General features: G+C 71.1%; 19 protein-coding genes. 15 read left to right on the top strand and 4 right to left on the bottom strand.

Going from position 1 to position 25,161, the window contains the following annotated elements:
- Positions 1 to 34: 34 nt before the first annotated feature.
- Together ACIA47_RS02565 and ACIA47_RS02560 are read left to right on the top strand one after the other, a co-directional pair.
- On the top strand, positions 35 to 958 hold the full coding sequence (locus tag ACIA47_RS02565; protein ID WP_396704837.1) for a hypothetical protein: 924 nt from the start codon (positions 35 to 37) through the stop codon (positions 956 to 958).
- Positions 959 to 1,238: 280 nt separating this feature from the next.
- Positions 1,239 to 2,183 carry a TAXI family TRAP transporter solute-binding subunit gene (locus ACIA47_RS02560; protein WP_396704835.1) on the top strand — a complete coding sequence of 315 codons (945 nt, stop codon included), beginning with the start codon at positions 1,239 to 1,241 and terminating at the stop codon, positions 2,181 to 2,183.
- A gap of 17 nt (positions 2,184 to 2,200) precedes the next feature.
- On the opposite strand, the gene ACIA47_RS02555 is transcribed toward ACIA47_RS02560, so the two are convergent.
- Positions 2,201 to 3,622 (bottom strand): ATP-binding protein, encoded by a 1,422-nt coding sequence (locus ACIA47_RS02555; protein WP_396704833.1) that lies wholly within the window; start codon positions 3,620 to 3,622, stop codon positions 2,201 to 2,203.
- A gap of 4 nt (positions 3,623 to 3,626) precedes the next feature.
- Positions 3,627 to 4,310 carry a response regulator transcription factor gene (locus ACIA47_RS02550; RefSeq protein WP_396704831.1) on the bottom strand — a complete coding sequence of 228 codons (684 nt, stop codon included), beginning with the start codon at positions 4,308 to 4,310 and terminating at the stop codon, positions 3,627 to 3,629.
- 145 nt (positions 4,311 to 4,455) lie between these two features.
- On the opposite strand from ACIA47_RS02550, the gene ACIA47_RS02545 reads away from it, so the two are divergent.
- From ACIA47_RS02545 to ACIA47_RS02530, 4 genes are read left to right on the top strand one after another with little or no spacing between them, the layout of a single operon-like run.
- On the top strand, positions 4,456 to 5,478 hold the full coding sequence (locus ACIA47_RS02545) for a tripartite tricarboxylate transporter substrate-binding protein (RefSeq protein ID WP_203118751.1): 1,023 nt from the start codon (positions 4,456 to 4,458) through the stop codon (positions 5,476 to 5,478).
- A 1-nt stretch (position 5,479) separates the two neighbouring features.
- Positions 5,480 to 5,941, top strand: a complete 462-nt coding sequence (locus tag ACIA47_RS02540) for a tripartite tricarboxylate transporter TctB family protein (RefSeq protein ID WP_396704828.1) — start codon at positions 5,480 to 5,482, stop codon at positions 5,939 to 5,941.
- A 20-nt stretch (positions 5,942 to 5,961) separates the two neighbouring features.
- The gene (locus tag ACIA47_RS02535; protein WP_203118755.1) at positions 5,962 to 7,467 is read left to right on the top strand and encodes a tripartite tricarboxylate transporter permease; all 1,506 of its coding nucleotides are present in this window, start codon (positions 5,962 to 5,964) and stop codon (positions 7,465 to 7,467) included.
- Between the two features lie 43 nt (positions 7,468 to 7,510).
- The gene (locus ACIA47_RS02530) at positions 7,511 to 9,445 is read left to right on the top strand and encodes a Na+/H+ antiporter NhaA (RefSeq protein WP_396704826.1); all 1,935 of its coding nucleotides are present in this window, start codon (positions 7,511 to 7,513) and stop codon (positions 9,443 to 9,445) included.
- A gap of 454 nt (positions 9,446 to 9,899) precedes the next feature.
- On the opposite strand, the gene ACIA47_RS02525 is transcribed toward ACIA47_RS02530, so the two are convergent.
- Positions 9,900 to 11,300, bottom strand: a complete 1,401-nt coding sequence (locus ACIA47_RS02525; protein ID WP_396704824.1) for an MFS transporter — start codon at positions 11,298 to 11,300, stop codon at positions 9,900 to 9,902.
- 112 nt (positions 11,301 to 11,412) lie between these two features.
- Here ACIA47_RS02525 and ACIA47_RS02520 point away from each other — a divergent pair, with 112 nt between their 5' ends.
- The 8 genes from ACIA47_RS02520 to ACIA47_RS02485 all read left to right on the top strand — a co-directional run bounded on the left by ACIA47_RS02520 (position 11,413) and on the right by ACIA47_RS02485 (position 23,663).
- Entirely contained in the window at positions 11,413 to 11,979 is a 567-nt protein-coding gene (locus tag ACIA47_RS02520) for a TetR/AcrR family transcriptional regulator (RefSeq protein ID WP_396704822.1), read from the top strand.
- 160 nt (positions 11,980 to 12,139) lie between these two features.
- Positions 12,140 to 16,168, top strand: coding sequence for a discoidin domain-containing protein (locus ACIA47_RS02515; RefSeq protein ID WP_396704820.1), 4,029 nt, complete (start codon positions 12,140 to 12,142; stop codon positions 16,166 to 16,168).
- 173 nt (positions 16,169 to 16,341) lie between these two features.
- On the top strand, positions 16,342 to 18,018 hold the full coding sequence (locus tag ACIA47_RS02510) for an ABC transporter substrate-binding protein (RefSeq protein ID WP_396704818.1): 1,677 nt from the start codon (positions 16,342 to 16,344) through the stop codon (positions 18,016 to 18,018).
- A 6-nt stretch (positions 18,019 to 18,024) separates the two neighbouring features.
- On the top strand, positions 18,025 to 18,981 hold the full coding sequence (locus tag ACIA47_RS02505) for an ABC transporter permease (RefSeq protein ID WP_203118782.1): 957 nt from the start codon (positions 18,025 to 18,027) through the stop codon (positions 18,979 to 18,981).
- Positions 18,978 to 19,865 (top strand): ABC transporter permease, encoded by an 888-nt coding sequence (locus ACIA47_RS02500; protein ID WP_396704815.1) that lies wholly within the window; start codon positions 18,978 to 18,980, stop codon positions 19,863 to 19,865. Before ACIA47_RS02505 ends, ACIA47_RS02500 begins: the two co-directional genes overlap by 4 nt.
- Positions 19,862 to 20,878: an ABC transporter ATP-binding protein gene (locus ACIA47_RS02495; RefSeq protein ID WP_203118784.1), complete on the top strand. Its 1,017-nt coding sequence runs from the start codon at positions 19,862 to 19,864 to the stop codon at positions 20,876 to 20,878. Before ACIA47_RS02500 ends, ACIA47_RS02495 begins: the two co-directional genes overlap by 4 nt.
- On the top strand, positions 20,875 to 21,876 hold the full coding sequence (locus ACIA47_RS02490; protein WP_396704813.1) for an ABC transporter ATP-binding protein: 1,002 nt from the start codon (positions 20,875 to 20,877) through the stop codon (positions 21,874 to 21,876). The genes ACIA47_RS02495 and ACIA47_RS02490 overlap by 4 nt, the downstream gene beginning before the upstream one ends.
- Complete coding sequence (locus ACIA47_RS02485) at positions 21,873 to 23,663, top strand: gamma-glutamyltransferase family protein (protein ID WP_396704811.1); 1,791 nt, start codon at positions 21,873 to 21,875, stop codon at positions 23,661 to 23,663. The genes ACIA47_RS02490 and ACIA47_RS02485 overlap by 4 nt, the downstream gene beginning before the upstream one ends.
- Before the next feature lie 23 nt (positions 23,664 to 23,686).
- Here the strand turns inward: ACIA47_RS02485 and ACIA47_RS02480 are convergent, their stop codons facing one another.
- On the bottom strand, positions 23,687 to 24,367 hold the full coding sequence (locus ACIA47_RS02480; protein WP_203118798.1) for a GntR family transcriptional regulator: 681 nt from the start codon (positions 24,365 to 24,367) through the stop codon (positions 23,687 to 23,689).
- Positions 24,368 to 24,442: 75 nt separating this feature from the next.
- Here ACIA47_RS02480 and ACIA47_RS02475 point away from each other — a divergent pair, with 75 nt between their 5' ends.
- A complete protein-coding gene (locus tag ACIA47_RS02475) occupies positions 24,443 to 25,159 on the top strand; it encodes a YoaK family protein (protein ID WP_396704808.1) in 717 nt (238 codons plus the stop codon).
- Positions 25,160 to 25,161: the final 2 nt, after the last annotated feature.

Genomic DNA, 25,161 nt, shown 5'->3' with positions numbered 1-25,161 from the left:
CTCGGCAGACCGCAGCGCCCGGCGGAACAGGCGAATGAGCGTCTCGTGGTCCACCATCGGCCACAAGGTGCGCCTGATCGTCTCGGGGGCGCGTCGGTGGCTGGGGCTTCCCGACCGCCGGCCCGTCATGGTTGCTGCCGTGGTGCTCATCGCGGTGCTGCTCGGGGCATTCGGCGCCGCAGCCGGCTCATGGGTGAGTGCCCACGCCTTGGCCGACCTGCCCAGCGAGGCAACGCTGGCCGATCTCACCCGGCGTGCCACCGGCGTCGACGCGGCGCCGATCGTTTCGCGCGAAACGTCACCTCGGACGGCGGCGAGGTTCGCTACCGACATCAGCCTGGACACTGGTTGGGATCCCGCCCAGGCGCGGCAGCGCCACGCTGCGGCCGGCTGGTCAGTTTCCCCGCTGACGGTCGTCGACGACCAGACGAGCGTGCTGTATCCCGGTGACAAGACCATCAGCTACCGATACGCCCGCTTCACCGCCGAGTCGAACGGGTTGATTATCGTCGTCAGCGGCGGCTTCGTCGCTGACGACGGCGTCGTGAGGCTGGCCGGTTGGGCCGCCGGTTCGCCGGCGATGCCCGCCCTGACACTCGCCGGCACGGCCCTCGGGCTGATCACCGGATGGCTGCTAGCCGCGACGACGGTGCGCCGGGTTCGCCCAACGCACCCTGTGCACCGCATCACCGTCAGCGCGTTGACTGCCACCGCCCTGCTCGTGTTGGCGGCCCCTGCCATCGCCCTGTACGGCAACCTCGCACGCATGCTGCGCCCACATGCCGACACCAGCGGCCCGGTCGCCACCGTGCACAGCGCCCTCACGGCCGGCCCCTACTGGTCGGCCGCTCCGACATGGCTGCTCCTCGGCCTGACCGTCGCCGGCTGCCTGATCGCCGTCATCACGCTGGTTCTCACTGCCTCTCCAATCACGAGCCAGCGCGGACCCGGTGGATAAGCCTCGTCATCCGCTGAGGTGGACGCCAGGACCGTAGCCCTGTCCGCCAACCCGCGCCGCCTCGCCGATCATGGAGCTGTGGTGGGCAACAAGCGCTCGTTACGCTGCTAAACCGGGCACCACAACTCCATGATCGACCGGCCCGGACCGGGATCTTGCACTTTCTGCCGCGACAAATGGCGCAGAGTCCCGCGTTTCGACGACCGAAACTGCAAGATCGCCGCGGCGCGCGGCTCGGCGCAGTGGGGGCGCCGGGCGCATTCATCCGTATCATTTCGGCATGACGCGGTTCAGTCGGCGGGCGGTGTTGCTGGCTGGCAGCGGGCTGCTGGTCGGCTGTTCGCGGCGGCCTGAGGCGGACCCGGTCCACCTGCGACTGGCTACCGGGCCGGCGGGGGCGGTCTACCGGCGGATCGGCGGTGCGCTGGCCGAGCACATCTCCGAGCAGGTGCCGGGTGCCACGGTGACCACCGTGCCGAGTGGCGCGTCCACCGACAACATCCGGATGCTGCGGGCGGGCGAGGTGCATCTGGGGCTGACCAGCCTGGACGCGTTGATCACCAGTGACGGCAGCGCGCCCGGGGGGCTCTCGGCGATCTGCCGGCTCTACGACAGTCATCTGCATCTCGTGGTCATGGCCGGTTCGGCGATCGGCGAGTTTCGGGATCTTGAGGGCAAGCGGGTGTCTCTCGGGGCGCACGACTCGGGCACCGAGTTCACGTCGCGGCGGGTTCTGCGGCTCGGTCCGGTGCGTCACGATGCCTGGAACCTCAGCCAGGCCGGGTCGGCGGGGGCGTTGCGCGCCGGCACGATCGACGCGATGTTCTCGCTGACCGGTGTTCCGACGCCCGCGATCACCGAGTTGGCGCAGCGGCACCCGATCCGGTTGATTCCGTTGGACGCGCAGGCGGACGGGCTCTTCACGGCGTACCCGGGTCCCTACGCCCCGGCCATGATCCATGCGGCTGCCTACGCCGGTGTCCCGGCCACCCGCACCGTCGCCGTACCGAACGTGCTGCTGGCGCGCGACGACCTGCCTGACGACCTGGTCTACGCCATCACCGACACGGTCTTCCGGCACACCGGGGCGATCACCTCCGCTGGTCGTGACGGTGCCGAGGCCCTTCCGGAGGCGTGGCAGATCAACGTACGTACCGGGATCTCCACCGCGTCGGTCCCGCTCCATCCGGGCGCGGCGGCCTGGTTCCGCGACCGTAAACGCTGACGCCGGGGCGGGAGTCGTCACACCGGCGACGCCACCGGGGGAGCGACCGGCAACACCACCACCGCGGCGAGCCCGTGCCCGGACCCGTCCGGACGCGGCAGGCCCTGCTCCAGCCGCAGCTCACCACCGGCCGCCCCGATGAGGTCGGCGCAGATCGCCAGCCCCAGGCCGGTCCCGGGCACGTTCTGGTGCCGAGGTGAGCGCCAGAACCGTTGCAACGCCTGGGCCCGCTCGGACACGTCGATGCCCTGACCGTCGTCGCGGACGGCGACAGCGACCACCGCACCAGCGGAGACGACCCGCACGGTCACCTCCACGACCTGCGCGTCCGACAGCCGCAGCGCATTGCTGATCAGTTCGTCCAGGATGCTGCCCAGGCCGCCCGGCGGCTCCTGCAAGCGCAACCCTGGGGGTACGTCGACAGTCAGCGTCTGCCCGGCCGTCGCCGTCAGGGCCCGCCACCGGTCGACCCGGGTCGCCAGCACCTCGTCGAGGTCCACCGGTGACGCCGTCCGCAGGCTCTCCATCCGCGCGCTGGCCTGGAGCGAGTTCAACATCCGCTGCATCGCCTTCAGCTCGTCGACGGCGACGTCGTACACCTGCTGCCCGTCGCCGTCGGACCGCAGGTGTGGTGCGAGGCTCTCCACCGCGAGCCTCAGGCTGGTCAACGGGTTGCGTAGCTGGTGTGACGCGTCGGAGACGAAGGCGCGCTGTCGTTGGGCGGCGTTCTCGACGGCGTCCATCATGGTGTTGAACGACAGCGCCAGCCGCCGAAGCTCGATCGGGCCGGCCTCGGCGTCGGCGCGGATGGTCAGGTCGCCCTCGGAGATTCGCGAGGTCGCCGCGTCGAGTTTCCGCACCGGCCGCAGCACCCACGCCGACACCGGCCAGGCGACGGCCGTCAGCGCGAGCAGGGGCAGCAGCCCGAGCCCGGCCAGCCGGGCCCAGCGTACGAGGATGAGTTCGCGCGTCCGGGACAGGTCGGAGATGGTCACGACGGCGCCGACGACCTCACTGTCCCGGCCGACCGGTTCCGCCACGACGAGTGCGGAGTCGTCCCACGGCGCCCACTCCCACGACGGTTCGGAGCGCGCGCCGGCAAGCGCTGCGGTCACGATCCGGGGCAACGCCGCCTCGGCGCGGGCCGCCTTCTGGTACGCGTCGGCGGGGCCGAGCAGCACCGCGCCCGACGTGTCGATCAGCGCGACCGGGATGCCGTAGAGCTCGTGGTACCGCGTCAGCTCCTGCTGTAACGCCTCGGTGCGGCCGGTCGACAGCGCGGTTTCGGCCAGTGAGGCGAACCGGCCGACGTCGTTGAGCCGGTTGACGTACGTCTCCTGCATCTCGCGTTCGGCCACTGTGATGCTGAGCGGCACCCCGAGCGCCGCGACGAGCAGCACCGCGAGGGGGACCAGAACGACGAGCAGCCGGCGGTGCACGCGCTCAGCCGATCAGCTCCGGCTGGTCGGCCAGCAGCCGATAGCCGACGCCGTGGATGGTCCGGATGACCACGTCGGGCCCCAGCTTGTGCCGCAGCGCCGCGATGTGGGTGTCCAGGGTGCGGCTGGACGACTCCCAGGTCGCGCCCCAGATCTGGTCGAGGATGACGTCGCGGCTGACCACGTTGGGCGCCCGCCGGGCCAGGAGCAGGAGCAGTTCGAACTCCTTGCGGGTCAACGGCACGAGGGTGCCGTCGACGGTGACCTCGCGGGTGCCGACGCCGATCCGCATCGGGCCGAGGACGAGCGGCTCGTCGGTCTGGCCGAGGGCGCGAGCGGCCCGGGTGCGCCGCAGGACGGCGTCGATCCGGGCGAGCAACTCGGGGATGCCGAACGGTTTGACGATGTAGTCGTCGGCGCCGGCGCGCAGCCCACGGACCCGCTCGTGCTCCTCGGATCGGGCGGTCACCGCGATGACGGCGGTCTGCGGGTGGTCACGTAGCTTGCGGATCACGTCGAGCCCGTCGCCGTCGGGGAGACCCAGGTCGACGAGGACCACGTCGGACGGGGCGGCGCGCTCGGCTTCCGCGGCGGTGGCGACGCGGTGGACCTCGAAGCCCGCCTGGGTCAGGACGGTCACCAGACCCCGCGCCACGCGGTCGTCATCCTCGATGACGGTTATCCGCATACCAGCGGATTCTACGGCCCGGACCGGCGCTCGCGCCGACCCTGCTTCTTGGGATTTTTCTGACACCATCCGGGCCCCGACCAGCCGAGACTGGGGGCCACTAACGCGCCGAGGGATGTCCATGCGTTGATGAGGAGGTCGCCGTATGCGAACGACCAGCAGGTACCGGGCCACCGCGCGGATGATCGCCGCGATCGGTGTCGTATCGCTCGCCGCCGCCTGTTCCGGCAACGGAGGCGCCACCGGTGGCGGCGACGCCGAGAGTTACCCGGACGACAACATCACGATCGTCGTGCCGTTCAGCGCGGGCGGCCCGACGGACACGGTCACCCGCATGATCGCCGAGCCGATGGCCGCGAAGCTCGGTGGCAAGATCGTCGTCCAGAATGTCGAGGGCGCCGGCGGCACTGTCGGTGCCGGCGACGTCGCGCGGGCCAAGCCGGACGGCTACACGGTGCTCATGCACCACATCGGCATGTCGACGGCGCCCGCCCTCTACAAGAGCCTGGGTTACAAGCCCCTGGAGGACTTCGAGACGGTCGGGCTCGTCACCGAGGTGCCGATGACGATCGTCGCCCGCAAGGACTTCGCGCCCGCGACACTCCAGGACCTGGTGACCCACGTGAAGGCGAACGCCAACAAGGTCACACTGGCCAACGCCGGCATCGGCGCCGCGTCGCACCTGTGCGGCCTGCTGTTCCAGAGCACCACCGGTGTGAAGCTCCAGGAGGTGCCGTACCAGGGCACCGGCCCCGCGCTGACCGACCTCGTCGGCGGCCAGGTCGACTTCATGTGCGACCAGACGACAAACACCAGCGGTCAGATCGCCGCGGGAAAGGTGAAGGCGTACGCGGTCACCACGCCCGAGCGGGTGAAGAGCCTTCCCGACCTGCCCACCACCACCGAGGCCGGGCTGCCGCAGCTGAAGGTCAGCGTGTGGCACGGCCTCTACGTTCCGGCCGACACGCCGCCGGGGATCGTCCAGAAGCTGTCCGAGGCGTTGAAGGTGGCGCTGGCCGACCAGGGGGTCATCGACCAGATGGCCAAGCTGGGCACCGCGCCGGTCCCGGCCCAGGACGCGACCCCGGACGCGCACCGGGCGAAGCTCGACGAGCAACTGGGCACCTGGGCGAAGATCATTGCCGACTCCGGGGTCAAGGTCTCCTGAGGTGGAGCGCCGTCGGTCGTTCCCCGACGTCCTCGCCGGGGGGATCTTCGTCCTGATCGGTGGCGCATTCGTGGTGGGGGCGCTCGGCTACGAGCTGGGCACCCCGACACGGATGGGCCCTGGCGCCTTCCCGCTGCTGGTCGGCGCGGCAGTGGTCGCCCTGGGCCTGGCGATCGCCGGCAAGGGGCTCATCGCCGGTGAGGTGATCTCGTTCGGGCCGCTCCCGTGGCGGGCGGTCGCCGTCATAGTGCTCGCGGTCCTGTTCTTCGGGTTCACCATCCGGCGACTCGGGTTCGTACCGACGACGGCGGTGACCGCACTGCTCACCACACTGGCCAGCACCCGCGTACGGCTGCTCACGGCGGTGGCCGTGGCCGCCGGGCTGACCGTGGCCAGCACGCTCATCTTCGTCGTCGGACTTCAGCTGCGGATCCCGCTGTGGGGTCCCTGGCTGGGCCTCTGACGCGGCATCCGGATTGAGGCATGGAACTCCTCGACAACCTCGCGCTGGGCTTCTCGACGGCCCTGCTGGTCCAGAACGTCCTCTACTGCTTCGTGGGAGTGCTGCTCGGGACCGCGGTCGGCGTGCTACCCGGCATCGGGCCGACGGCCACTGTGGCGATGCTGCTGCCCATCACGTTCAGCTTCGAGCCGGTCACCGCGCTGATCATGCTGGCCGGCATCTACTACGGGGCACAGTACGGCGGCTCGACGACCGCCATCCTGATCAACCTGCCCGGTGAGTCGTCCGCGGCGGTCACCGCGCTGGACGGGCACGAGATGGCCCGTCAGGGCCGGGCCGGCCCCGCCCTGGCGGCCGCGGCGATCGGGTCCTTCGTCGCGGGTACTGTCGCCACAGTGGCGCTGGCCGCCGCGGCCCCGCCCCTGGCCAGTGTCGCGTTGAAGTTCGGCCCGGCCGACTACTTCTCACTCGTGCTGTTCGGCCTGATCGTGTCGATCGCGCTGGCGCGGGGCACGGCGCTCAAGGCACTGGCGATGATCGCGCTCGGCGTGCTGCTCGGCACGGTCGGCCAGGACATCTACACCGGAACGCCCCGCTTCGTGTTCGAGCAGCGTGAGCTGTACGGCGGCATCGACTTCGTGTCGGTCGCCGTGGGCCTGTTCGGGGTGGCCGAGATCCTGCGCAACCTGGAGAACGAGCAGACCCGTACGGCGATCGTCAGCAAGGTGACCAACCTCTGGCCGACCCGCGAGGACCGGCGTCGGATCGTCGCCCCGATCCTGCGGGGCACCGGTCTCGGCGCCGCGCTCGGTGTGCTGCCCGGCGGCGGCCACGTGCTGGCCTCGTTCACTTCGTACGCGGTCGAGAAGCGCATCTCGAAGCGGCCACAGGAGTTCGGGCGGGGCGCGATCGAGGGTGTCGCCGGCCCCGAGTCGGCGAACAACGCCGCCGCGCAGACGTCGTTCATTCCGCTGCTCACCCTGGGCCTGCCCGCCCACCCGGTGATGGCGCTGATGATCGGCGCGTTCATCGTCCACGGCATCACCCCGGGCCCGAACGTCATCAACGACGAGCCGGCGCTGTTCTGGGGCCTGATCGCGTCGATGTGGATCGGCAACGTGCTCCTGCTGCTGCTGAACCTGCCGCTGATCGGCCTCTGGGTGCGGATGCTGCGCATCCCGTACCAGGTGCTCTTTCCGATGATCATTCTGTTCGCCGCGATCGGCACCTACTCGCTGAACTTCAACGCGTACGACGTCTACGCCATCGCGTTCTTCGGGATCCTGGGCTACGTCCTGATCAAGTGCGGGTGTGAGCCGGCGCCCCTGCTGCTCGGCTTCGTCCTCGGCCCGCTGCTGGAGGAGAACCTGCGCCGGGCGCTCATCATCTCCCGCGGTGACCCGTCGGTCTTCCTGACCCGACCGATCTCCGCGGCGCTGCTGGCCCTGGCCGTCGTCGCGCTCGTCGTCGCCGTCCTGCCGGCGATCCGCCAGCGCCGCTCTGTCGTCTTCGCGGAGGAGGAGTAGCAATCCGAACCACGTGACGGTCCGTTCGGCGAAGATTGTCCCCGTGACGAGCGACGACACGCACCGGGGCTGGACCAGCCGGACCGTCTGGGACAGGCGGTTCAACGCCCCGCTGCGCTCGTTCCTGCGTACCGAGACCGGCGGCGCGCGGGTGGTGCTGATCGCCGCGGTGGTGGCCCTGGTCTGGGCCAACCTGCACGTGTCGTCGTACGAGTCGGTCTGGGAGACCCCCTTCTCGATCCAGCTCGGCGCCTGGCGCGTGTCACATGACGTGCGTTTCTGGGTCAACAGCGGCCTGATGACGTTCTTCTTCCTGGTCGCGGGGCTGGAGTTGCGCCGCGAGTTCGACATCGGCGAGTTGCGGGAGCGGCGTCGCCTGGCGTTGCCGATGCTGGCCGGGGTCGGCGGCATGCTCGTGCCGATCGCGATCTACCTCGCCATCAACGCCGGGCAGACCACCGCGGCGGGATGGGGCGCGGTGATGGCCACCGACACGGCGCTCGCGCTCGGCGCGCTGGCCGTCTTCGGGCCGCGCTTCTCGGAACGGCTGCGGGGTTTCCTGCTGACCGTCGCCGTCGTCGACGATGTGGTGGCGATCGCGGTGCTGGCCATCGCGTACCCGCACCACCCCTCACTGACGGCGCTGATCGTCGCGGCGGCGATCTTCGGCGTCGTACTGCTCGTCCGGGGCTGCGGGGTGCGGTTCGGCCCGGTCTACGCGCTGCTCGGGGTGGCGGCCTGGCTCGCCGTCTCGATGTCCGGTGTCGACCCGGTCGCGGTGGGCCTGGTGATGGGGTTACTGACCTACGCCTACGCTCCCGGCCGAGGCGACCTGCAGCGGGCCAGTGACCAGTTCCGCCTCTTCCGGGAACAGCCCACCCCGCAACTCGCCCGGATGGCCCGGGCCGGGCTCACCTCGGCGCTGTCGCCGAACGAGCGGCTGCAGACGCTCTACCACCCGTTGGCGAGCTACGTGGTGGTGCCACTCTTCGCGCTGGCCAATGTCGGCATCGTGATCGACGGCGACCTGCTGGCCCGGGCCGTGACCTCTCCGGTCACGCTCGGGGTCGTGGTCGCGTACGTCGTCGGCAAGCCGGCCGGGATCGTGGCCACCGCGTGGTTGGTGACCCGGCTCAGCGGCGACCGGTTCCGGCCGCCCGTCGGCTGGGTTGCCGTCGCGGGGGTCGGCACGATCTCCGGCATCGGGTTCACCGTCGCGCTTCTGATCGCCACCCATGCCCTGAGCGGCCCGGCCCTTGACGAGGCGAAGTTCGGCATCCTCGTGGCGACGCTCGGCGCGTCCCTCGTCACCTGGCTGGTGTTCCGCTCCGTCAGACGGCTCTCGCCGGCGCGGCGGACCCGCGCGCTGCTGGGCGTCGCCGAGGGGATCGTCGACCTGATGCTGCCGGTCGACGCGGATCGCGACCACATCCGCGGGTCGTTTGAGGCGCCGGTGACGGTGGTGGAGTACGGCGACTTCGAGTGCCCCTACTGCGGGCAGGCCGAGCCGGTGGTCCGAGAGCTGCTGGCGGACTTCGCCAACATCCGGTACGTCTGGCGGCACCTGCCGCTCACCGACGTCCACCCCCATGCCCAACTCGCCGCCGAGGCCGCCGAGGCGGCGGGGGAGCAGGGCGCGTTCTGGGAAATGCACGACCTGCTGCTCGCCCACCAGAACGCTCTCAACCCCACTGACGTGCTCGGTTACGCCGAACAGCTCGGCCTGGACCTGGACGGGTTCCGGGAGCACATGGTGAAGCGGATGGGCGTCGACCGGATCGCCGAGGACGTCGACTCGGCCGACCTCAGCGGCGTCACCGGCACCCCGACCTTCTTCATCAACGGCCGGCGGCACCACGGCGCGTACGACATCGCCGCGCTCTCGGCGGCGGTGAAGTCGGCATTCGCGAGCGCGAAGCTCCGCCCCGAGTACCACCCTCGGGACCCCGGCCGCCCCGAGACCGGGCCGGCGAGCTGACCGCGCGGTCCGTGCGGTCGTCACCAGGCCAGGTGGTTCACCGGCGCTGCGGTCACTTCCCGGCCGTCGGCGGTGCCGCCACGATCACGGGTACGGGTGGACGCCTCCCTGACCTTCCGGCAGTCGCTGCGTCAACGGGGTCTGCCGCGGTGTGACCTCCGATCCGCCTCCGCGCCGCGGGGTGGAGAGGTGTTGGTCGGCGCCTTTGGAGCTGAATCGTTTGCGACATCACCGTGGCACACAAAGGGTGTGAATCGTTTGCGGCATCAGCTCCAAAGGCAGCGCGCCAACCCATACAGCCCCGCAGCCCAGGGCTCCGGAGTCCGCGCCCGCGGCCCAGGGCCCCGGAGCCCGCTCCCGCAGCCCTAGGGGTCCGCACGCTTCAGCCCCGCAGGCCCCGGCCCGGCCCGGCGGGAGCCCCGCAGCACTTGCGGCCCCAGGCGGCGCGGGGCGTTCAGGCGGCGGGGAGAGCGGCGAGCCGGGTGGCGCGGCGGCCGGCGACGGCCACGGCGACCGCGAGGGCCAGGGCGATCAGGAAGAAGACGTCCGCGCCGGTGAAGGCCGCGTGGAAGCCCGCCGTCGGGTCGGTGGCGGAGCTGGCACGGGTGTACGCAATGGTGAGGATCGCGATGCCGAGTGAGCCACCGAGTTGGTGGGCGACGTTGACGAGGCCGGACGCGGCACCGGCGTCCTGCGGTTCGACACCGGCGACGCCGCCCTGGGTCATCAGGATGATGGCGATGCCCTGGCCGATTCCGATCACCAGCAGGGGCAGCAGCACGTCCGGGAAGTAGCTGGAGCCGGTCGAGATGCGCGACAGCCACGCCATGCCGGCGAGCGCGATAACGAGGGACGCCACCAGCAGGATGGGACGGCCGAGCCGGTTCTGCAGGGGCCGGATGGCGTACACCATGGCGAAGAACATGCCGGTGATGGGCACGTACGCGAAGCCCGTCTGGAGGGCGCTGAGGTGCAGCACCTCCTGGAGGTACTGGCTGAGGAAGTAGAAGGTGGAGAAGGTCGCGCCGACGATGAGGATCCGCCCGGCGTACGCCCCGGAGCGCTCCAGGCTGCGGAAGAGCCGCAGTGGGGTGATGGGCTGCGGTGCCCGGTGTTCGATCAGCACGAAGGCGGTCAGGAGGACGGCGCCGAGGCCCAACGAGACAACGGTGCCCGGTGCGCTCCAGCCGGCCGCGGCGGCCTGGATGAACCCGTACACCAGGGCGGTCATGCCGCCGGTGGAGGTCAGCGCCCCGCCGAGGTCGAACGTGCCGGCGCGGCGTTCGGTCTCGACCAGGAACCGTGGTGCGAGCAGCGCGATGGCGATGCCGATCGGAACGTTGACGAGCATTCCCCAGCGCCAGGAGAGCAGGTCGGTGAAGACGCCGCCGATGACGATGCCGACGCTGCCGCCGGCGCCGATGACCGCGCTGTAGAGGGCGATCACCCGGGCTCGGGCCCCTGGTTGGGGGTGGTCGGCGACCAGCAGCGCGAGTGTGGAGGGCACAGCGAGCGCGGCGGCGATACCCTGCACGACGCGGGCGGTGATCAGCCAGCTGCCGCTCGGGGCGAGGCCGGCGGCGAGGGACGCCGCGGTGAACACTGTGATCCCGGCGAGGAAGACGCGGCGGCGGCCAAGCAGGTCACCGGCTCGTGCGCCGAGCAGGAGCAGGCCGCCGAACGCCAGGACGTAGGCGTTCTGCACCCAGGAGAGCCCGGACTGGGAGAAGCCGAACTGCCTCTGCACGTGCGGCAACGCGGTCGTGATGATCGAGGTGTCCAGCGTCATCATCAGCTGCGAGCCGAGGATGAGCGCCAGGGCGATCCCGCGACGGGAAGCGGGAGTCGGAGACATGGTCCGCCTTCTTTCGGGCTAGACTGATAGGAGACCTCCGAATAAGTGGAGGAGCACTATCACTCTAGTGATAGTTGGCCTCCGGTTGCTAGCGCTGGGAGACATCGGCACCGTGACGGCCCTCACCCACCTGCGCGTGGCCCGCCCGCACCGGGCCGACGCCGCCCGCAACTACGACGCGATCCTGGTGGCGGCCCGGGCCGCCTTCGCCGAGCAGGGTGCGGAGGCTCCGCTGGAGGAGATCGCCCGCCGGGCCGGAGTGGGCATTGCGACGCTCTACCGCAACTTCCCGACCCGGGAGGTGCTGATCGAGAACGTCTACGTCACCGAGGTCGAGGCGGTGTGCGCGACCGCCGGGGAGGCTGAGAGCCTCAACCCCCGCGACGGCCTGTACCTGTGGCTGAGGCGCTTCGTGGAGTACATCGGGGCGAAGCAGCCGCTGGCTGCCGGCCTGAACCGGGAGTCCACCGCCTACCTGGAGTGTCGGCGGGCGCTCTACGCCGCCGGTGGGCCGCTGCTGGAGCGGGCCCAGCGGGCGGGCGAGGTGCGCGCCGACGTGACGATCGACGATGTCATGCGCCTGACCAGTGCCATCGCCTCCGGGCACTTCCCCCGCGCCGACCAGCGCGATCACGTGCTCACTGTTGCCCTGGACGGGCTGAGTGCGCAGCCGGAGTGACGCCCTCGCGCGTCGATGTCCGAAGTGGAACAACTGCGGAACGTGTTCGGGGAATCACGATGGACTCGGACCCTTGACTCTCGGGAAACATCGGGCCACCATCTGACAACGTTGTCACAGACCCCCGCCATCTGACAACGTTGTCATCTCTGGAGGCAAGATGTCCGAGCCATCGCCGATTTCCCGGCGTACCTTCCTCTCCGCCGGCGCGACGCTGCTGGCGTCGGTCGGGGTGACCGCGGCCCTCCCGGACGCCCTCGCGTCCGCCGCAGTGCCGGCGCCGACCGCCACCCCCACCGACCTGGCCCGGTACCGCCCGGTGACGGCCTCCTCGACCGACTACGCGCCGACGCCGGCCGCCTTCGCCGTGGACGGCCTGCCGCAGGTCGGCGTCCGGGGGAGTGGCTGGCGCGCCGCCAACGGCGACCCACAGTGGATTTCGGTGGACCTCCAGGCGCTGTGCCGGATCGAGGCCGTCTGCCTGGTCTTCGAGGCCACGCTCACCGACGGGCCGTTCGACGGCAACTACACCGACACCGACGGTGACGAGATCCTCTCCAGCGCCGCGACGGCGTACCGGATCGAGGTCTCCACCGACGGCCGTGCCTGGCGGTCGGTGTACGAGACCAGCGAAGGCCAGGGCGGCGCGCAGACCATCAAGCTGCCCGAGCCGGTCACCGCCCGGTGGATCCGGATGACCGCCACGAAGCGCTCGAACAGCAACCCGGTGGGCCTCAACGGCTTCCAGGTCTACGGCGTACCGCTGGCCGGCCGGCCGAAGGCCGAGGGCTGGACCAGTTGGGAGGGCGGCAACACCGGCCCGGCCCCCGAGCTGAGGGTCGCCGCCGACGGCACGGTGCCGCTGGAGTCGGGCTGGTCGTTGACGATGGACGACTTCGCCGGCACCGCCGACGGCGCGGAGCTCTCCCGTGCCGGCGTCGACGTCCGGTCCTGGCTGCCGGCGACGGTGCCCGGCACAGTGCTGGGCACCCTGGTCGAGCAGGGCCACCTGCCCGACCCCGTGGCCGGCTTCAACAACATGCGCATCCCGGAGGCGCTGTCCCGGCACACCTGGTGGTACCGGCGCGCGCTGCGGCTGCCGCGCGACCTGGACACCTCGGCCGGCCGACGGATCTGGCTGGAGTTCGACGGGATCAACCACGAGGCGACCGCCTGGGTCAACGGCGTGCAGGTCGGCAGCGTCAAGCACCCGTTCGCGCGGGCTGCCTTCGACATCACCGACGCGTTGGCCGGTCACCGTGGCGAGCACGTCCTCGCCGTTCGGGTCACTCCGATGCCGCACCCGGGTACGCCCGGCGACAAGGGCCCCGACGGTCGTACCTTCCTCCAGTCGGCCCACCACTACCTTGACGCGCCGACCTACCTGGCGGTGTCCGGGTGGGACTGGATGCCGGCCGTCCGTGACCGGGTCACCGGCCTCTGGGACCACGTCCGCCTGCGCAGCACCGGCGCCGTGGTCATCGGCGACCCGCACGTGCAGACCACGCTGCCCGACCTGCCCGGCACCGACACCGCCGAGGTCACCATCCGGGTGCCGGTGCGCAACGCGGCGGCCACCGCCACCACTGTCACCGTCCGCGCCGAGTTCGACAAGGTCCGCGTCGAGTCCACAGTGACCGTTCCCGCCGGCGGGAGCAGCACCGTCACCTTCACGCCGGAGCGATTCCGCGCGCTGCGGCTGCGCAACCCCCGGCTCTGGTGGCCCAACGGCTACGGCGACCCCCACCTGTACGACCTCACGCTCACCGCCACCGTGAAGCGCTCGGTCAGCGACCGGCGTGCGCTCCGCTTCGGTGTCCGCGAGTTCGCCTACGACTGGCACCAGCCGATCGTCATCTCGCCACCCGGCAAGCCCGCCCTGGAGTTCGTCGACGGCGCGGCGACCCAGACGGTCACGTTCGCCCGGCAGCACGCCCGGCACGTGCGCATCCAGGCCGGCCAGCGTGCCACCGGTTGGGGCATCTCGATGTTCGCGCTGTCGGTGGCCGACGGCACCGGCCCGGATCTCGCCCTGCGCCGCGACGCGACCGCGTCGTCGTCGGAGAACGACGGCAACGGTCCCGGCAAGGCCGTCGACGGCGACACGGCGACCCGCTGGGCCTCCCAGGCCGAGGACAACCAGTGGATCCAGGTCGACCTCGGCGCGGCTGTCGACTTCGACCGGGTCACCATCGTGTGGGAGCAGGCGTACGCGCTGGACTACCGCGTCCAGGTCTCCGCCGACGGGGACGCCTGGAAGGACGTGACGTCGGTCAGCAACGACACCCCGCTGGGCAGCCGCGCCACCCAGGTCGAGACGTTCGCCAGCCAGACCGCGCAGCACCTGCGCATCCAGACCGGCGCGCGGGTGACCTCGTGGGGCGTGTCCATGTGGGCGCTCTCGGTGCAGCGGCAGGCCGAGCCGGACGTCGATCTGGCGCTGCGCCGGACCGCCACCGCGTCGTCGTCCGACAGTGACTCCAACGGACCGGACCGGGCCGTCGACGGCAACCCCCGCACCCGCTGGTCGTCGAAGTTCGAGGACAACCAGTGGATCCAGGTCGACCTCGGCGCTCCGGTCAGCTTCGATCAAATCACCATCGTCTGGGAGCAGGCGTACGCCCGCGACTTCGTCATCCAGGTCTCGGACGACGGGCAGCGGTGGACCGACGTGAAGTCGGTCAGCAACGCCGTCACCCAACTCAAGATCAGCGTGAACGGTGTGCCGGTGTTCGCCCGGGGCGGCAACTGGGGCTGGGACGAGCTGCTGCGTCGGGTGCTGCCCGACCGGCTGGCCGACACCGTCGAGATGCACCGCGACATGAACTTCACGATGATCCGCAACTGGCTCGGCAGCAGCAACCGCGAGGAGCTGTACCAGGCCTGCGACGAGCAGGGCATCCTGGTGTGGAACGACTTCTGGCAGGCGGGCGCGTTCCTGCCCAACCCGCCCGGCTACGTCGACATCGCCGCCGACACGATCCGGCGGTTCCGCCACCACCCGAGCATCGTGGTGTGGTGTGGCGCGAACGAGGGTGACCCGCCGCCGATCGTGGACGCCGGGCTCAAGCAGGCAGCGGCCGCCGAGCACCCGGAAATCCTCTACATCCCCAACTCGGCCGGTGGCATCGTCAGCGGCCACGGCCCGTACCACTGGGTGGAGCCGGCGACGTACAACAACAGGAACACCTACGACACTGGCGCGTTCGGTTTCCACACCGAGATCGGCATGCCGGTGGTGTCGGTGGTCGAGAGCATGCGCAACCTCGTGGGTGACGCGCCGGAGTGGCCGATCGGTGAGGTGTGGAACTACCACGACTGGTCGACCATCGGTAACCAGCGTGTCGGCACGTACCAGGCGGCGATCGACGCGCGGCTCGGTGAGTCCGACTCGCTCGACGAGTTCGCCACCCGGGCGCAGTTCGTCAACTACGAGAGCCACCGCGCCATGTTCGAGGCGTGGAACGCCAACCTGTGGCAGGACGCCACCGGTCTGCTGCTGTGGATGTCGCACCCGGCGTGGCACAGCACGGTCTGGCAGACCTACGACTACGACCTCGACGTGAACGGCGCCTACTACGGCGCCCGCAAGGGGTGCGAGCCGGTGCACGTCCAGGCCGACCCGGGCACCTGGCAGGTCCGGGTGGTCAACCACACCGCCGTGCCGCTGAGCGGAGTCAGCGTGAGCGCCCGGCGCTACGACCTGAGCGGTCGGCCGCTGGGTTCGGCCCAGCGTCAGCGGGTGGACGTGGCCCGCTCGGCCACCACGGCGGTCTTCCCGCTCGCCGCGCCGGACGGCGGTGGGCTGCACCTGGTGCGGCTGGAACTGCGGGACAGCCGGGACCGGCTGCTCGCGGAGAACACCTACTGGCGCTACGACAAGGCCGAGCAGTTGCGGGCGCTCAACGACGTGCCGAGCACCCGACTGTCCACGTCGTCGAACACCGCACGCGTCGTGGACGGGCGCAACACCGTCACCACGACGGTCCGCAACCAGGGTCGTACGGTCGCCGCGTTGGTCCGGCTCGCAGTGCGCGACCAGCGCGGTGAGCGGGTCCTGCCGGCCCGCTACGGCGACAACTACTTCTGGCTCCTGCCGGGGGAGAGCCGCGAGGTGCGGATCTCCTGGCCGGCCCGATCGGGCCTCGCCCGCCAGGTCACGGTGACCGCCCAGGCGTACAACTCCTAGGAGGACGCGGTGGGAAGCGGCGCTGGGCGGGCCGCTTCCCACCGTGACCGGGCTGCGGTCGTTTCCGGCCGCTTCCGCTTCCCGGGGGCGTCCCGTCAGCCATTCGTGGAGGTCTTGCGGCGGTCATCGTATACAACATACGCTCCCCGAATCGCCCACTTGAGGAGCTCTCCATGACGAACCTCTCCGTCCGCGACACGAACCTGCCCCGCCGCCGGGTGCTCCGGGCCGCCGTGGCCGCGGCTGCCGTCGTCTGCACCGTCGTCGCCTGCTCACCCGTGTCGAACAGCGAAGGCGGCGACCCGTCCGGCGGCGACCAGTCGGCAGGCCAGGATTCCTTCGGTACGCCGGCCGACCCCGCCAAAGTGAAGCAGGGCGGCAAGCTGGTGATCGCCCTCTCCGCCGAGCCCGACGCGCTGGACCCGACGCTGTCGAGAAGCCTCTACTCCCGCTACGTCTTCCAGGCCATGTGCCAGAAGCTCTACGACGTCAACGAGCAGGCGCAGGTCGTACCGCAGCTCGCGACGGCACTGCCCACCACGAGCGGCGACGGCCGGACGGTGACCATTCCGCTGCGGCCCGGCGTGCGCTTCGCGGACGGCACGGCATTCGACTCGGCCGCGGTGAAGGCCACCCTGCAACGCCACCTCACCAACGCCCGGTCGGCGCGCAAGAGCGAACTGGGTCCCATCGACGGCGTCGACACCCCGGACGCGCAGACCGTCGTCCTGCGGCTGAAGCAGCCGTTCGCACCGTTGCTCGGGGCTCTCGCCGACCGGGCCGGCATGATCATGAGTGCCCAGGCGCTGCGGACCCTGGGTGACGACTTCGCCTCGGCGCCGGTCTGCGTCGGCCCCTTCAAGTTCGCGAAGCGGGTGCCGCAGAACTCCATCGAGGTGGTGCGGGACCCGAACTACTACGACGCGAGCAAGGTGCACCTGGACACCATCTCGTGGCGGATCCTCACCGACGCCAGCATCCGCGCCGCCAACCTGCGCTCCGGCGACGCGCAGGTCGCCGACTCGGTCTCCACCCAGGACGTCGCCTCGCTCCGGCAGGACGCGGCGGTCTCCGTCCTCCAGTCGCAGTCCCTCGGCTACCAGGGTCTGACCATCAACGTCGGAAACGTCGACGGCGTCGGCACCGCCCCCAAGCCCATCAACCGCCCCCTCGCCCAGAACGCCAAGGTGCGGCAGGCCTTCGAGCACGCCATCGACCGCAAGGCCCTGGTCGACGCGGTCTTCAACGGGTTGCACGCCGCCGCCTGCTCCCCGATCTCGCCCGCGAGCACGTTCTCGTCCCCCGAGGCGCAGACCTGCCCGACGCATGACCCCGCCAAGGCCAAGCAGTTGCTGGCCGAGACCGGCGTGCAGACGCCGTACACGGTGACGATGCTCGCCTCGAACACCCCCGACACGCTGCGTCTCGCGCAGGCGTTGCAGTCCATGGTCAAGGACGGCGGCTTCGACCTGAAAATCAACCCGGTGGAGTACTCGTCGCTCCTCGACGAGCAGGACCGCGGCAACTTCGAGCTGCTGCAACTGGGGTGGAGCGGACGGATCGACCCGGACGCCAACATCACGAACTTCGTCGGCACCGGCGCCAGCCAGAACGTCGCCGGCTACAGCAACCCGCAGCTCGACACAGTGCTGACCCAGGCCCGACAGGCCGGCGACGTCGAGGAGCGCCGCAAGCTGTACGGGCAGGCGGTCACGCTGCTTCAGCAGGACGACGCCCTGATCTACCTCTACCGGCAGCGCAACCTGACCGCCGTCAGCAAGCAGATCCAGGGCCTTCAGGTCTACCCGGACGGCGTGATCCGGGCGGCCTTCGCCGGCTTCGGCAAGTAGGCCGTCGTGGCCCGATATCTGCTCACCCGCGCCTGGCAGTCGGCCCTGACCCTGCTGTTGTCGACGATCGTGGTTTTCGTCGGCGTACGGGCGCTCCCCGGCGACCCGGCCCTCGCCCTGGCCGGGGAGGACCGGTCGCCGGAGGCCCTGGAGGCCATCCGTCGCCACTACGGGCTGGACCAGCCGCTGCCGGTGCAGTTCGCCCAGTACGTGGAGCGCATGGCGCAGGGCGACTTCGGGGTATCGATCCGCACCGGCACCCCGGTCTCGTCGATGCTCGCGACCGCCCTGCCGGTGACCGTCGAGCTGTCCGTCCTGGCGATCCTCATCGCGGCGGCGCTCGGGGTCGGCGCCGGGGTGCTCGCCGCGGTCCGCCGTGGACGTCCGGCGGAGTGGCTCGCCAACGGCCTGGCCCTGATCGGCCTGTCGGTGCCGCACTTCTGGCTCGGGCTGCTGGCGATCCTCTACCTGTCCGTGGCGACCGGGCTGTTCCCCGCCTCCGGCTTCGTGCCGATCCTGGAGGACCCCGTGGACAACCTGCACCACATCGTCCTGCCGGCCGTGATCCTCGGCACCGGCCTGGCCGCGATCATCATGCGGCAGACCCGATCGGCGATGTTGGACTCGCTCTCCTCCGACTACGTGCGCACGGCGAAGGCGAAGGGTCTGCGCCCGCGCGCCGTCATCACCCGGCACGCCCTGCGGAACAGCCTCATCGTGGTGGTGACCGTCGTGGGCCTCCAACTCGGTGGGCTGATCTCGGGCGCGGTCGTCACCGAACAGATCTTCGGGCTGCCGGGCTTCGGCAAGATGACCATCGACGCGGTGTTCCAACGGGACTACCCGGTGATCCAGGCCGTCGTCCTGCTCACCGCGGCGGCCTACATCGTGATCAACTTCTTCGTGGACCTGCTCTACTCGGTCATCGATCCACGCATCCGGGTGACGGGAGATCCGGCATGACCGTCCTCACCGTACCGATGGCGGAGACCGGCACCGCCAGTATCACCCGGCGTACCCGGGTGCTGCGGCGACTGCGGCGCAACCCGCTCGCCGTGGTGAGCTTCGTCGTCCTCGCGCTGGCGGGTGTCATCGCGCTGCTCTCGCCCTGGCTCGCGCCCTACTCGGTCGACCAGACCGACTTCGCCCGTACGTTCGCACCTCCCGGCACCGCCGGGCACCTGCTGGGCACCGACGACCTCGGTCGGGACGTCCTCTCCCGCATCATGCTCGGTGCGCGGGCGTCATTGCAGGTGGGGCTCCTGGCGGTGGCCACGTCCCTGGTCATCGGGGTGCCGCTCGGGCTCGCGGCCGGCTACTTCCGGGCCTGGGACGCGGTGATCTCGCGCTTCACCGACCTGCTGCTGGCGTTTCCGTTTCTGATCATGGCGGTGGGGTTGGCGGCCATCCGGGGCGCCAGCCTCGGCAACGCCGCGGTGGCCATCGGCATCGCCCAGATCCCCGGCGTGATCCGGGTCGTCCGCTCGGACACGCTGCGCCTCAAGTCGCTGGACTTCGTCGCGGCGGCCGTCGTGGACGGCGCGAGCGACCTGTGGGTGCTGGCCCGGCACATCCTGCCGAACGCGACCTCGGTGATCCTGGTGCAGGCCACTGTTGCCATCCCGGCCGCGATCCTCGGCGAGGCGGTGCTGTCCTTCCTCGGCCTCGGCATCCAGCCCCCGGCACCCAGTCTCGGCACCATGCTGGCCACCGCCCAGCAGTTCGCCGCCCGCGCACCCTGGGCCGCCGTTCTCCCCGGAGTGGTGATCATGGGTCTGGCGCTGGCGTTCAACGTCTTCGGTGACGCCCTGCGCGACGCCCTCGACCCGAAGGGAGACCGGCGATGACCACCGCCTCCGCGCCCGTGCTGGAGATCCGCGACCTGTCGGTGTCGTTCCCGACCGAGACCGGCACCGTCTCGGCGGTCGACGGGGTCAGCCTGGACCTCGCAGCCGGGGAGATCGTCGGGATGGTGGGCGAGTCGGGGTGCGGAAAGAGCGTCACCGCGATGAGCATCGCCGGGCTGCTCCCGGGCAGCGCCCGGGTCACCGGGTCGGTGCGCCTGGACGGCACCCAGCTGGTCGGGGCCCGTGAATCGGCAGTGCGTCGGGTCCGGGGTCGGGAGATCGCCTACATCTTCCAGGAGCCGATGACGTCGTTGAACCCGGTGCTCACCGCCGGGCGGCAGATCGGGGAGGTGCTCCAGGTCCACGAACGGATGTCCCGACGGGCGGCGCGGGCGCGCGCCGTCGAGCTGTTGACGCTCGTCGGGATCCCGTCCGCCGCCCAGCGGGTAGACAGCTATCCGCATCAACTCTCCGGCGGCATGCGCCAGCGCGTGATGATCGCGATGGCGGTCGCCTGCGGCCCGAAGGTGCTGGTGGCCGACGAGCCGACCACCGCGCTGGACGTCACCGTCCAGGCCGGCATCCTCCAGGTGCTGCGGGACCTGCGCGACCGGCTCGGCACGAGCGTCCTCATCATCACCCACGACCTCGGCGTGATCGCCGACATCGCGGACCGCGTCGTCGTCATGTACGCGGGCCGGGTGGTGGAACGGGCGCCCGTCGACGACCTGTTCGCCCACCCACGGCACCGGTACACGGCCGGGCTCCTGTCGGCGTCACCGCAGCCGGGACGGCACGCCGGCACGGACCGGTTGACCGAGATCCCCGGGCTGGTGCCCGTCCTGGCCAGCCAACCCGACGCCTGCACCTTCGCGGATCGGTGCCCGGCCGCCGATGAGCGGTGCCGGTCGGCCGCCCCGCCGCTGGAGAGCATCGGTGACACCGACCACGTCGCGGCCTGTTGGCACCCCTGCACGACGGCACCGACGGCAGCTCAGGAGGCGAACCGATGACGCCGCAGCCGAACGCCCTGGAGATCGCGGACCTGGTGATGCACTTCGGCCCGGTGCGTGCCGTGGACGGGGTGTCAGTGACCATCCCGCGCGGCCGGGTCACGGCCCTGGTGGGGGAGAGCGGTTCCGGGAAGTCCACAGTCGGCCGATGCGTGGTGCGGCTCGTCGAGCCGACCGCGGGAACGGTCCGGATCGCGGGCACTGATGTCACCCACCTGTCCCGGCGGCGGCTGCGTCCCCATCGCGGCGCAGTCTCGATCGTCTTCCAGGACCCGGCGGGGTCACTGGACCCGCGCATGCTGGTGGGCGACATCGTGGCCGAGCCGCTGCGGCTGGCCGGCAAGCGGATCTCCCGGCGCGACCGGGACGCCCGTGTCGCCCCCCAACTCGAACGGGTCGGCCTGCGCGCAGAGGTGGCCCGTCGCTATCCCCACGAGCTGTCCGGCGGGCAACGTCAACGGGTCAGCATCGCGCGGGCCCTGATCTCCGAGCCCATGCTGCTCATCGCTGACGAACCCACCAGCGCGCTGGACGTGTCAGTGCAGGCGTCGGTGCTCAACCTCCTCGCCGACCTGCAGCGCGACATCGGGTTCGCCTGCCTCTTCATCACCCACGACCTGTCCGCTGTCGAGTACCTGGCCGACGACATCGCGGTCATGTACCTGGGTCAACTCGTCGAGACCGGCAGCCGCGAGCGGATCTTCGCCCGGCCCGCACACCCGTACACGCAGGCGCTGCTCTCCGCCGCGCCGGTGGCCGACCCGGTGCGTCAGCGCCACCGCCAGCCGGTGCTGCTCGGCGACGACCTGCCGTCCGCGCTCGACCCGCCGTCCGGCTGCCGGTTCCGGACCCGGTGCCCGCTCGCCTTCGACAGGTGCGCGACGGAGGTGCCGGCGCAGACCGCCATCGGAGACGGCATGGCCGCGTGCCACCTGGTCCGGCCGGACGGCACCGGTCCCGACGTTCGTACCGCAGAGTCCAGTGAGGTGTTGTCATGACGTTCACCACCCGACCCACGTTGCAGGGCACCTTCGGCATGGTGTCCTCCACCCACTGGCTCGCCAGCCAGTCGGCGATGGGCATCCTGGAACGCGGGGGCAACGCCTTCGACGCCGCGGTCACCGCCGGGTTCGTCCTGCACGTCGTCGAGCCGCACCTGAACGGGCCCGGCGGCGAGGTGCCGGCCATCGTGGCCACCGCAACGGACCCTCGAACGAAGGTGCTGTGCGGGCAGGGGCCGGCGCCGGCCGGCGCCACCATCGCGCACTTCCGGTCCCTCGGGATGGACCTCATCCCGGGTGCCGGGCCGCTCGCGGCGGCCGTACCCGGCGCGGTGGACGCCTGGCTCCTGCTGCTGCGCGAGCACGGCACGCTCACCCTCGCCGAGGTGCTGGAGCCGGCGATCGGCTACGCCGGCGCCGGGCACCCGCTGGTGGGTCGGGTCGGTGACACAGTGGCGGCCGTCCGGTCGCTGTTCGAGGACCATTGGCCCACGTCCGCCGCGCTCTGGCTGCGCGGCGGCCGGCCACCGGCCGCGGGGGAAGTGGTCACCAACCCGGCGTACGCGGACACCCTGCGCCGACTCGTCGAGGCGGGACGGGCGGCCGGCGTCGACCGGGAGGCCCAGATCGAGGCAGCGCGCCGGGCCTGGAGCACGGGTTTCGTCGCCGAGGCGATCGACGCGTTCAGCCGGCGACCGTTCCAGGACTCCAGTGGCCGCCCGCACGCCGGGCTGGTCACCGGCGACGACCTGGCCGCGTACTCGGCGAGCTGGGAGCCGCCCGCCACCCTCGACTGGCACGGCTACTCGGTGGCCAAGACCGGCTTCTGGGGTCAGGGCCCGGTGCTGCTGGAGTCCCTGGCCACACTGGACGCGCTCGACGACCCGGGCGCGTACGACCCGGCGACCGCGGCGGGTGTGCACGCCCAGGTCGAGGCGCTCAAGCTCGCCTTCGCCGACCGGGAGGCCTGGTACGGCGACGGGGCCGACGTGCCCGCCAAGGCGTTGCTCTCGCCGCAGTACGCGCGGGAGCGGGCCGCCCTGATCGGCGACCGAGCGTCGGCGGAGTTGCGGCCGGGGCGTCCGGACGGGGCGGAACCCCGCCTGCCGGCTCACGTCCGACCGGGTGTCGGGCGTCGCGCCGACCCGGCGGATCCGACGACGGGAGAGCCGACCGTGCAGGCGGACGGGGTGACCCGGGGCGACACCTGTCACGTGGACGTGGTCGACCGCTGGGGAAACATGATCTCCGCTACGCCCAGCGGCGGCTGGTTGCAGAGTTCCCCGACGATTCCGGAGCTGGGCTTTCCGCTGGGCAGCAGGTTGCAGATGTTCTGGCTGGAGGAGGGGCTCGCCTCGTCGCTGGCACCGGGCCGCCGCCCGCGTACGACGTTGAGCCCGACGATGGTGCACCGCGACGGCGAGCCGGTGCTGGCCTGCGGCACCCCCGGTGGGGACCAGCAGGACCAGTGGCAGTTGCCGTTCCTGCTGCGGCACCTCGTCGGTGGGCAGAGCCTTCAGGAGGCCATCGACGCGCCGGCGTGGCACACGGTCAGCCTGCCGGGGTCGTTCTATCCCCGCGACATGGAGCCCGGTGTCCTGGTGGTGGAGGACCGGTACGACGACGACGTGCTGGCCGCCCTGTGGACGTACGGGCACGAGGTGCGGGTCACCGACGGGTGGAGCCTCGGTCGGCTCTGCGCGGTGACCCGTGACCCGGCGACGGGAGTGCTGGCGGCCGGCGCGAACCCCCGGGGGATGCAGGGCTACGCGTGCGGCCGGTAGCCGATGCCGCAGCCGCGTGCCCGTCAGCGGGCGCCGTAACCACCTTCGGCGTTCTCGTACGCCGCGGCGGATGCCGCGTCGAGATGGTCGAGCGCGGCCCGCTCGGCGCGGTCACCGTCGCCCGACTCGATGGCGTCGACGAGTTGGATGTGCTCGGCCCACGAGTGTGGCGCGCGTTCGGCCGCACCGAGCCGGAAGACCCACTGGACATGGAGGTAGAGCGACTTGGCGATCGACGACAGCCAGGGGTTTCCGCTGATCTGGAGGATGCGCAGGTGCAGCGTGCTGTTCAGCTCGGCGACCCGGGCCAGGTCGTGGCGCTGGGTCGCCTCGCGGCCCTGGTCGAGCAGGGCGCGTAGGGACGCCACGTCGGCCGCTGTGGCCCGCTCGGCGGCCAGCCGGGCGGCCAGCGTCTCCAGGCGCCCGCGCACGGCGAACATGTCGGTGATGGTCCCGCTGCTCGGTGAGGCGACTACCGCTCCCCGGCGGGGGAGGATCACGACGAACCCCTCCGCCTCGGCGACGCGCAGTGCCTCCCGGACGGGGTTGCGGGAGACGCCGAAGTCCTCGGCGAGCCGGTCCTCGGTCAGCCGTTCGCCGGGCAGGTAGTCGCCGTCGATGATGGCGGTCCGCAGCGCGGCGAGGACCTGATCGCGGAGCGGCAGGTGTTGCGCGCCGAGCTTGTCCCGTAGGTCTTCAGCCACCTGGTCGCCTCGCCTCTCCGTGAACGTGTCCGGACAAAGTGTATACGAAGAACAATTACTGGAAGGTGGCCGACAGTGTCGAGCACAGCGCCCCGCGTCACCCGCCCCCGCGTCGCCGCGCAACGAGACGAGCGCCTGCTGCGGCGACGGCAGGTGCTCGTCGTCGTCCTCACCTTCCTCACCGGCAGCGCCGACGCTCTCGGTTTCCTCGCCCTCGGCGGCGCCTTCGCCAGCGTGATGACCGGCAACATGGTTCTGCTCGGGCTCTCGGCCGGCCGGGGCGAGGCCGACCTGGCGTTGACGTCGGGCTGCGCCATCGTCAGCTTCATCGTCGGTGTCCTCGCGGGCGCCCGCGTCGTCGGCTCGGCACAGCCCGACGATCCGGTCTGGCCCCGGCGGGTCACGTGGGCGCTGGTCCTGGAACTGTCGGTGTTCGTGGTGTTCGCCGTCGTCTGGGAGGTCACCCTGCACACCCCCGACGCGGGTGTCCACCTGGCGCTGCTGATGCTGTCCGCGGTCGCGCTGGGCGTGCAGAGCAGTGCGATCCAACGCTTCGGCGTGTCCGGCCTGTCCTCCACGTACCTGACCGGCACCCTCACCAGCCTGATCGCCGGGGTCGCCGCGCGCAGCCCGTGGGCCAGCCTGCGTCCCAAGGCTCAGGTGCTGCTGGCCCTCATGGTCGGCGCGGCGGTCGGCGCCCTGGTCGCCCTGCACCTGCCGGTCGTCGCCCCGGCCCTGCTGATCGTGCCGCTGGTGCTCGTCATCGCCGTGTCCGCGCGGATGCGGGCCTGAGC

Origin of the sequence: Micromonospora sp. NPDC051227, from assembly GCF_044455385.1 — a bacterium.
In the GTDB taxonomy this organism is placed as follows: Bacteria; Actinomycetota; Actinomycetes; order Mycobacteriales; family Micromonosporaceae; genus Micromonospora.
Note: the sequence above shows the minus strand (reverse complement) of the source record. Positions and strands in the feature narration are given on the sequence as shown.

What these genes read in the sequence shown, in the direction of transcription:
- ACIA47_RS02565 (WP_396704837.1), top strand. Translation starts at nt 35, where the DNA reads ATGAGCGTCTCGTGGTCCACCATCGGCCACAAGGTGCGCCTGATCGTC.
- ACIA47_RS02560 (WP_396704835.1), top strand. Translation starts at nt 1,239, where the DNA reads ATGACGCGGTTCAGTCGGCGGGCGGTGTTGCTGGCTGGCAGCGGGCTG.
- ACIA47_RS02550 (WP_396704831.1), bottom strand. Translation starts at nt 4,310, where the DNA reads ATGCGGATAACCGTCATCGAGGATGACGACCGCGTGGCGCGGGGTCTG.
- ACIA47_RS02545 (WP_203118751.1), top strand. Translation starts at nt 4,456, where the DNA reads ATGCGAACGACCAGCAGGTACCGGGCCACCGCGCGGATGATCGCCGCG.
- ACIA47_RS02535 (WP_203118755.1), top strand. Translation starts at nt 5,962, where the DNA reads ATGGAACTCCTCGACAACCTCGCGCTGGGCTTCTCGACGGCCCTGCTG.
- ACIA47_RS02525 (WP_396704824.1), bottom strand. Translation starts at nt 11,300, where the DNA reads ATGTCTCCGACTCCCGCTTCCCGTCGCGGGATCGCCCTGGCGCTCATC.
- ACIA47_RS02515 (WP_396704820.1), top strand. Translation starts at nt 12,140, where the DNA reads ATGTCCGAGCCATCGCCGATTTCCCGGCGTACCTTCCTCTCCGCCGGC.
- ACIA47_RS02510 (WP_396704818.1), top strand. Translation starts at nt 16,342, where the DNA reads ATGACGAACCTCTCCGTCCGCGACACGAACCTGCCCCGCCGCCGGGTG.
- ACIA47_RS02500 (WP_396704815.1), top strand. Translation starts at nt 18,978, where the DNA reads ATGACCGTCCTCACCGTACCGATGGCGGAGACCGGCACCGCCAGTATC.
- ACIA47_RS02495 (WP_203118784.1), top strand. Translation starts at nt 19,862, where the DNA reads ATGACCACCGCCTCCGCGCCCGTGCTGGAGATCCGCGACCTGTCGGTG.
- ACIA47_RS02490 (WP_396704813.1), top strand. Translation starts at nt 20,875, where the DNA reads ATGACGCCGCAGCCGAACGCCCTGGAGATCGCGGACCTGGTGATGCAC.
- ACIA47_RS02485 (WP_396704811.1), top strand. Translation starts at nt 21,873, where the DNA reads ATGACGTTCACCACCCGACCCACGTTGCAGGGCACCTTCGGCATGGTG.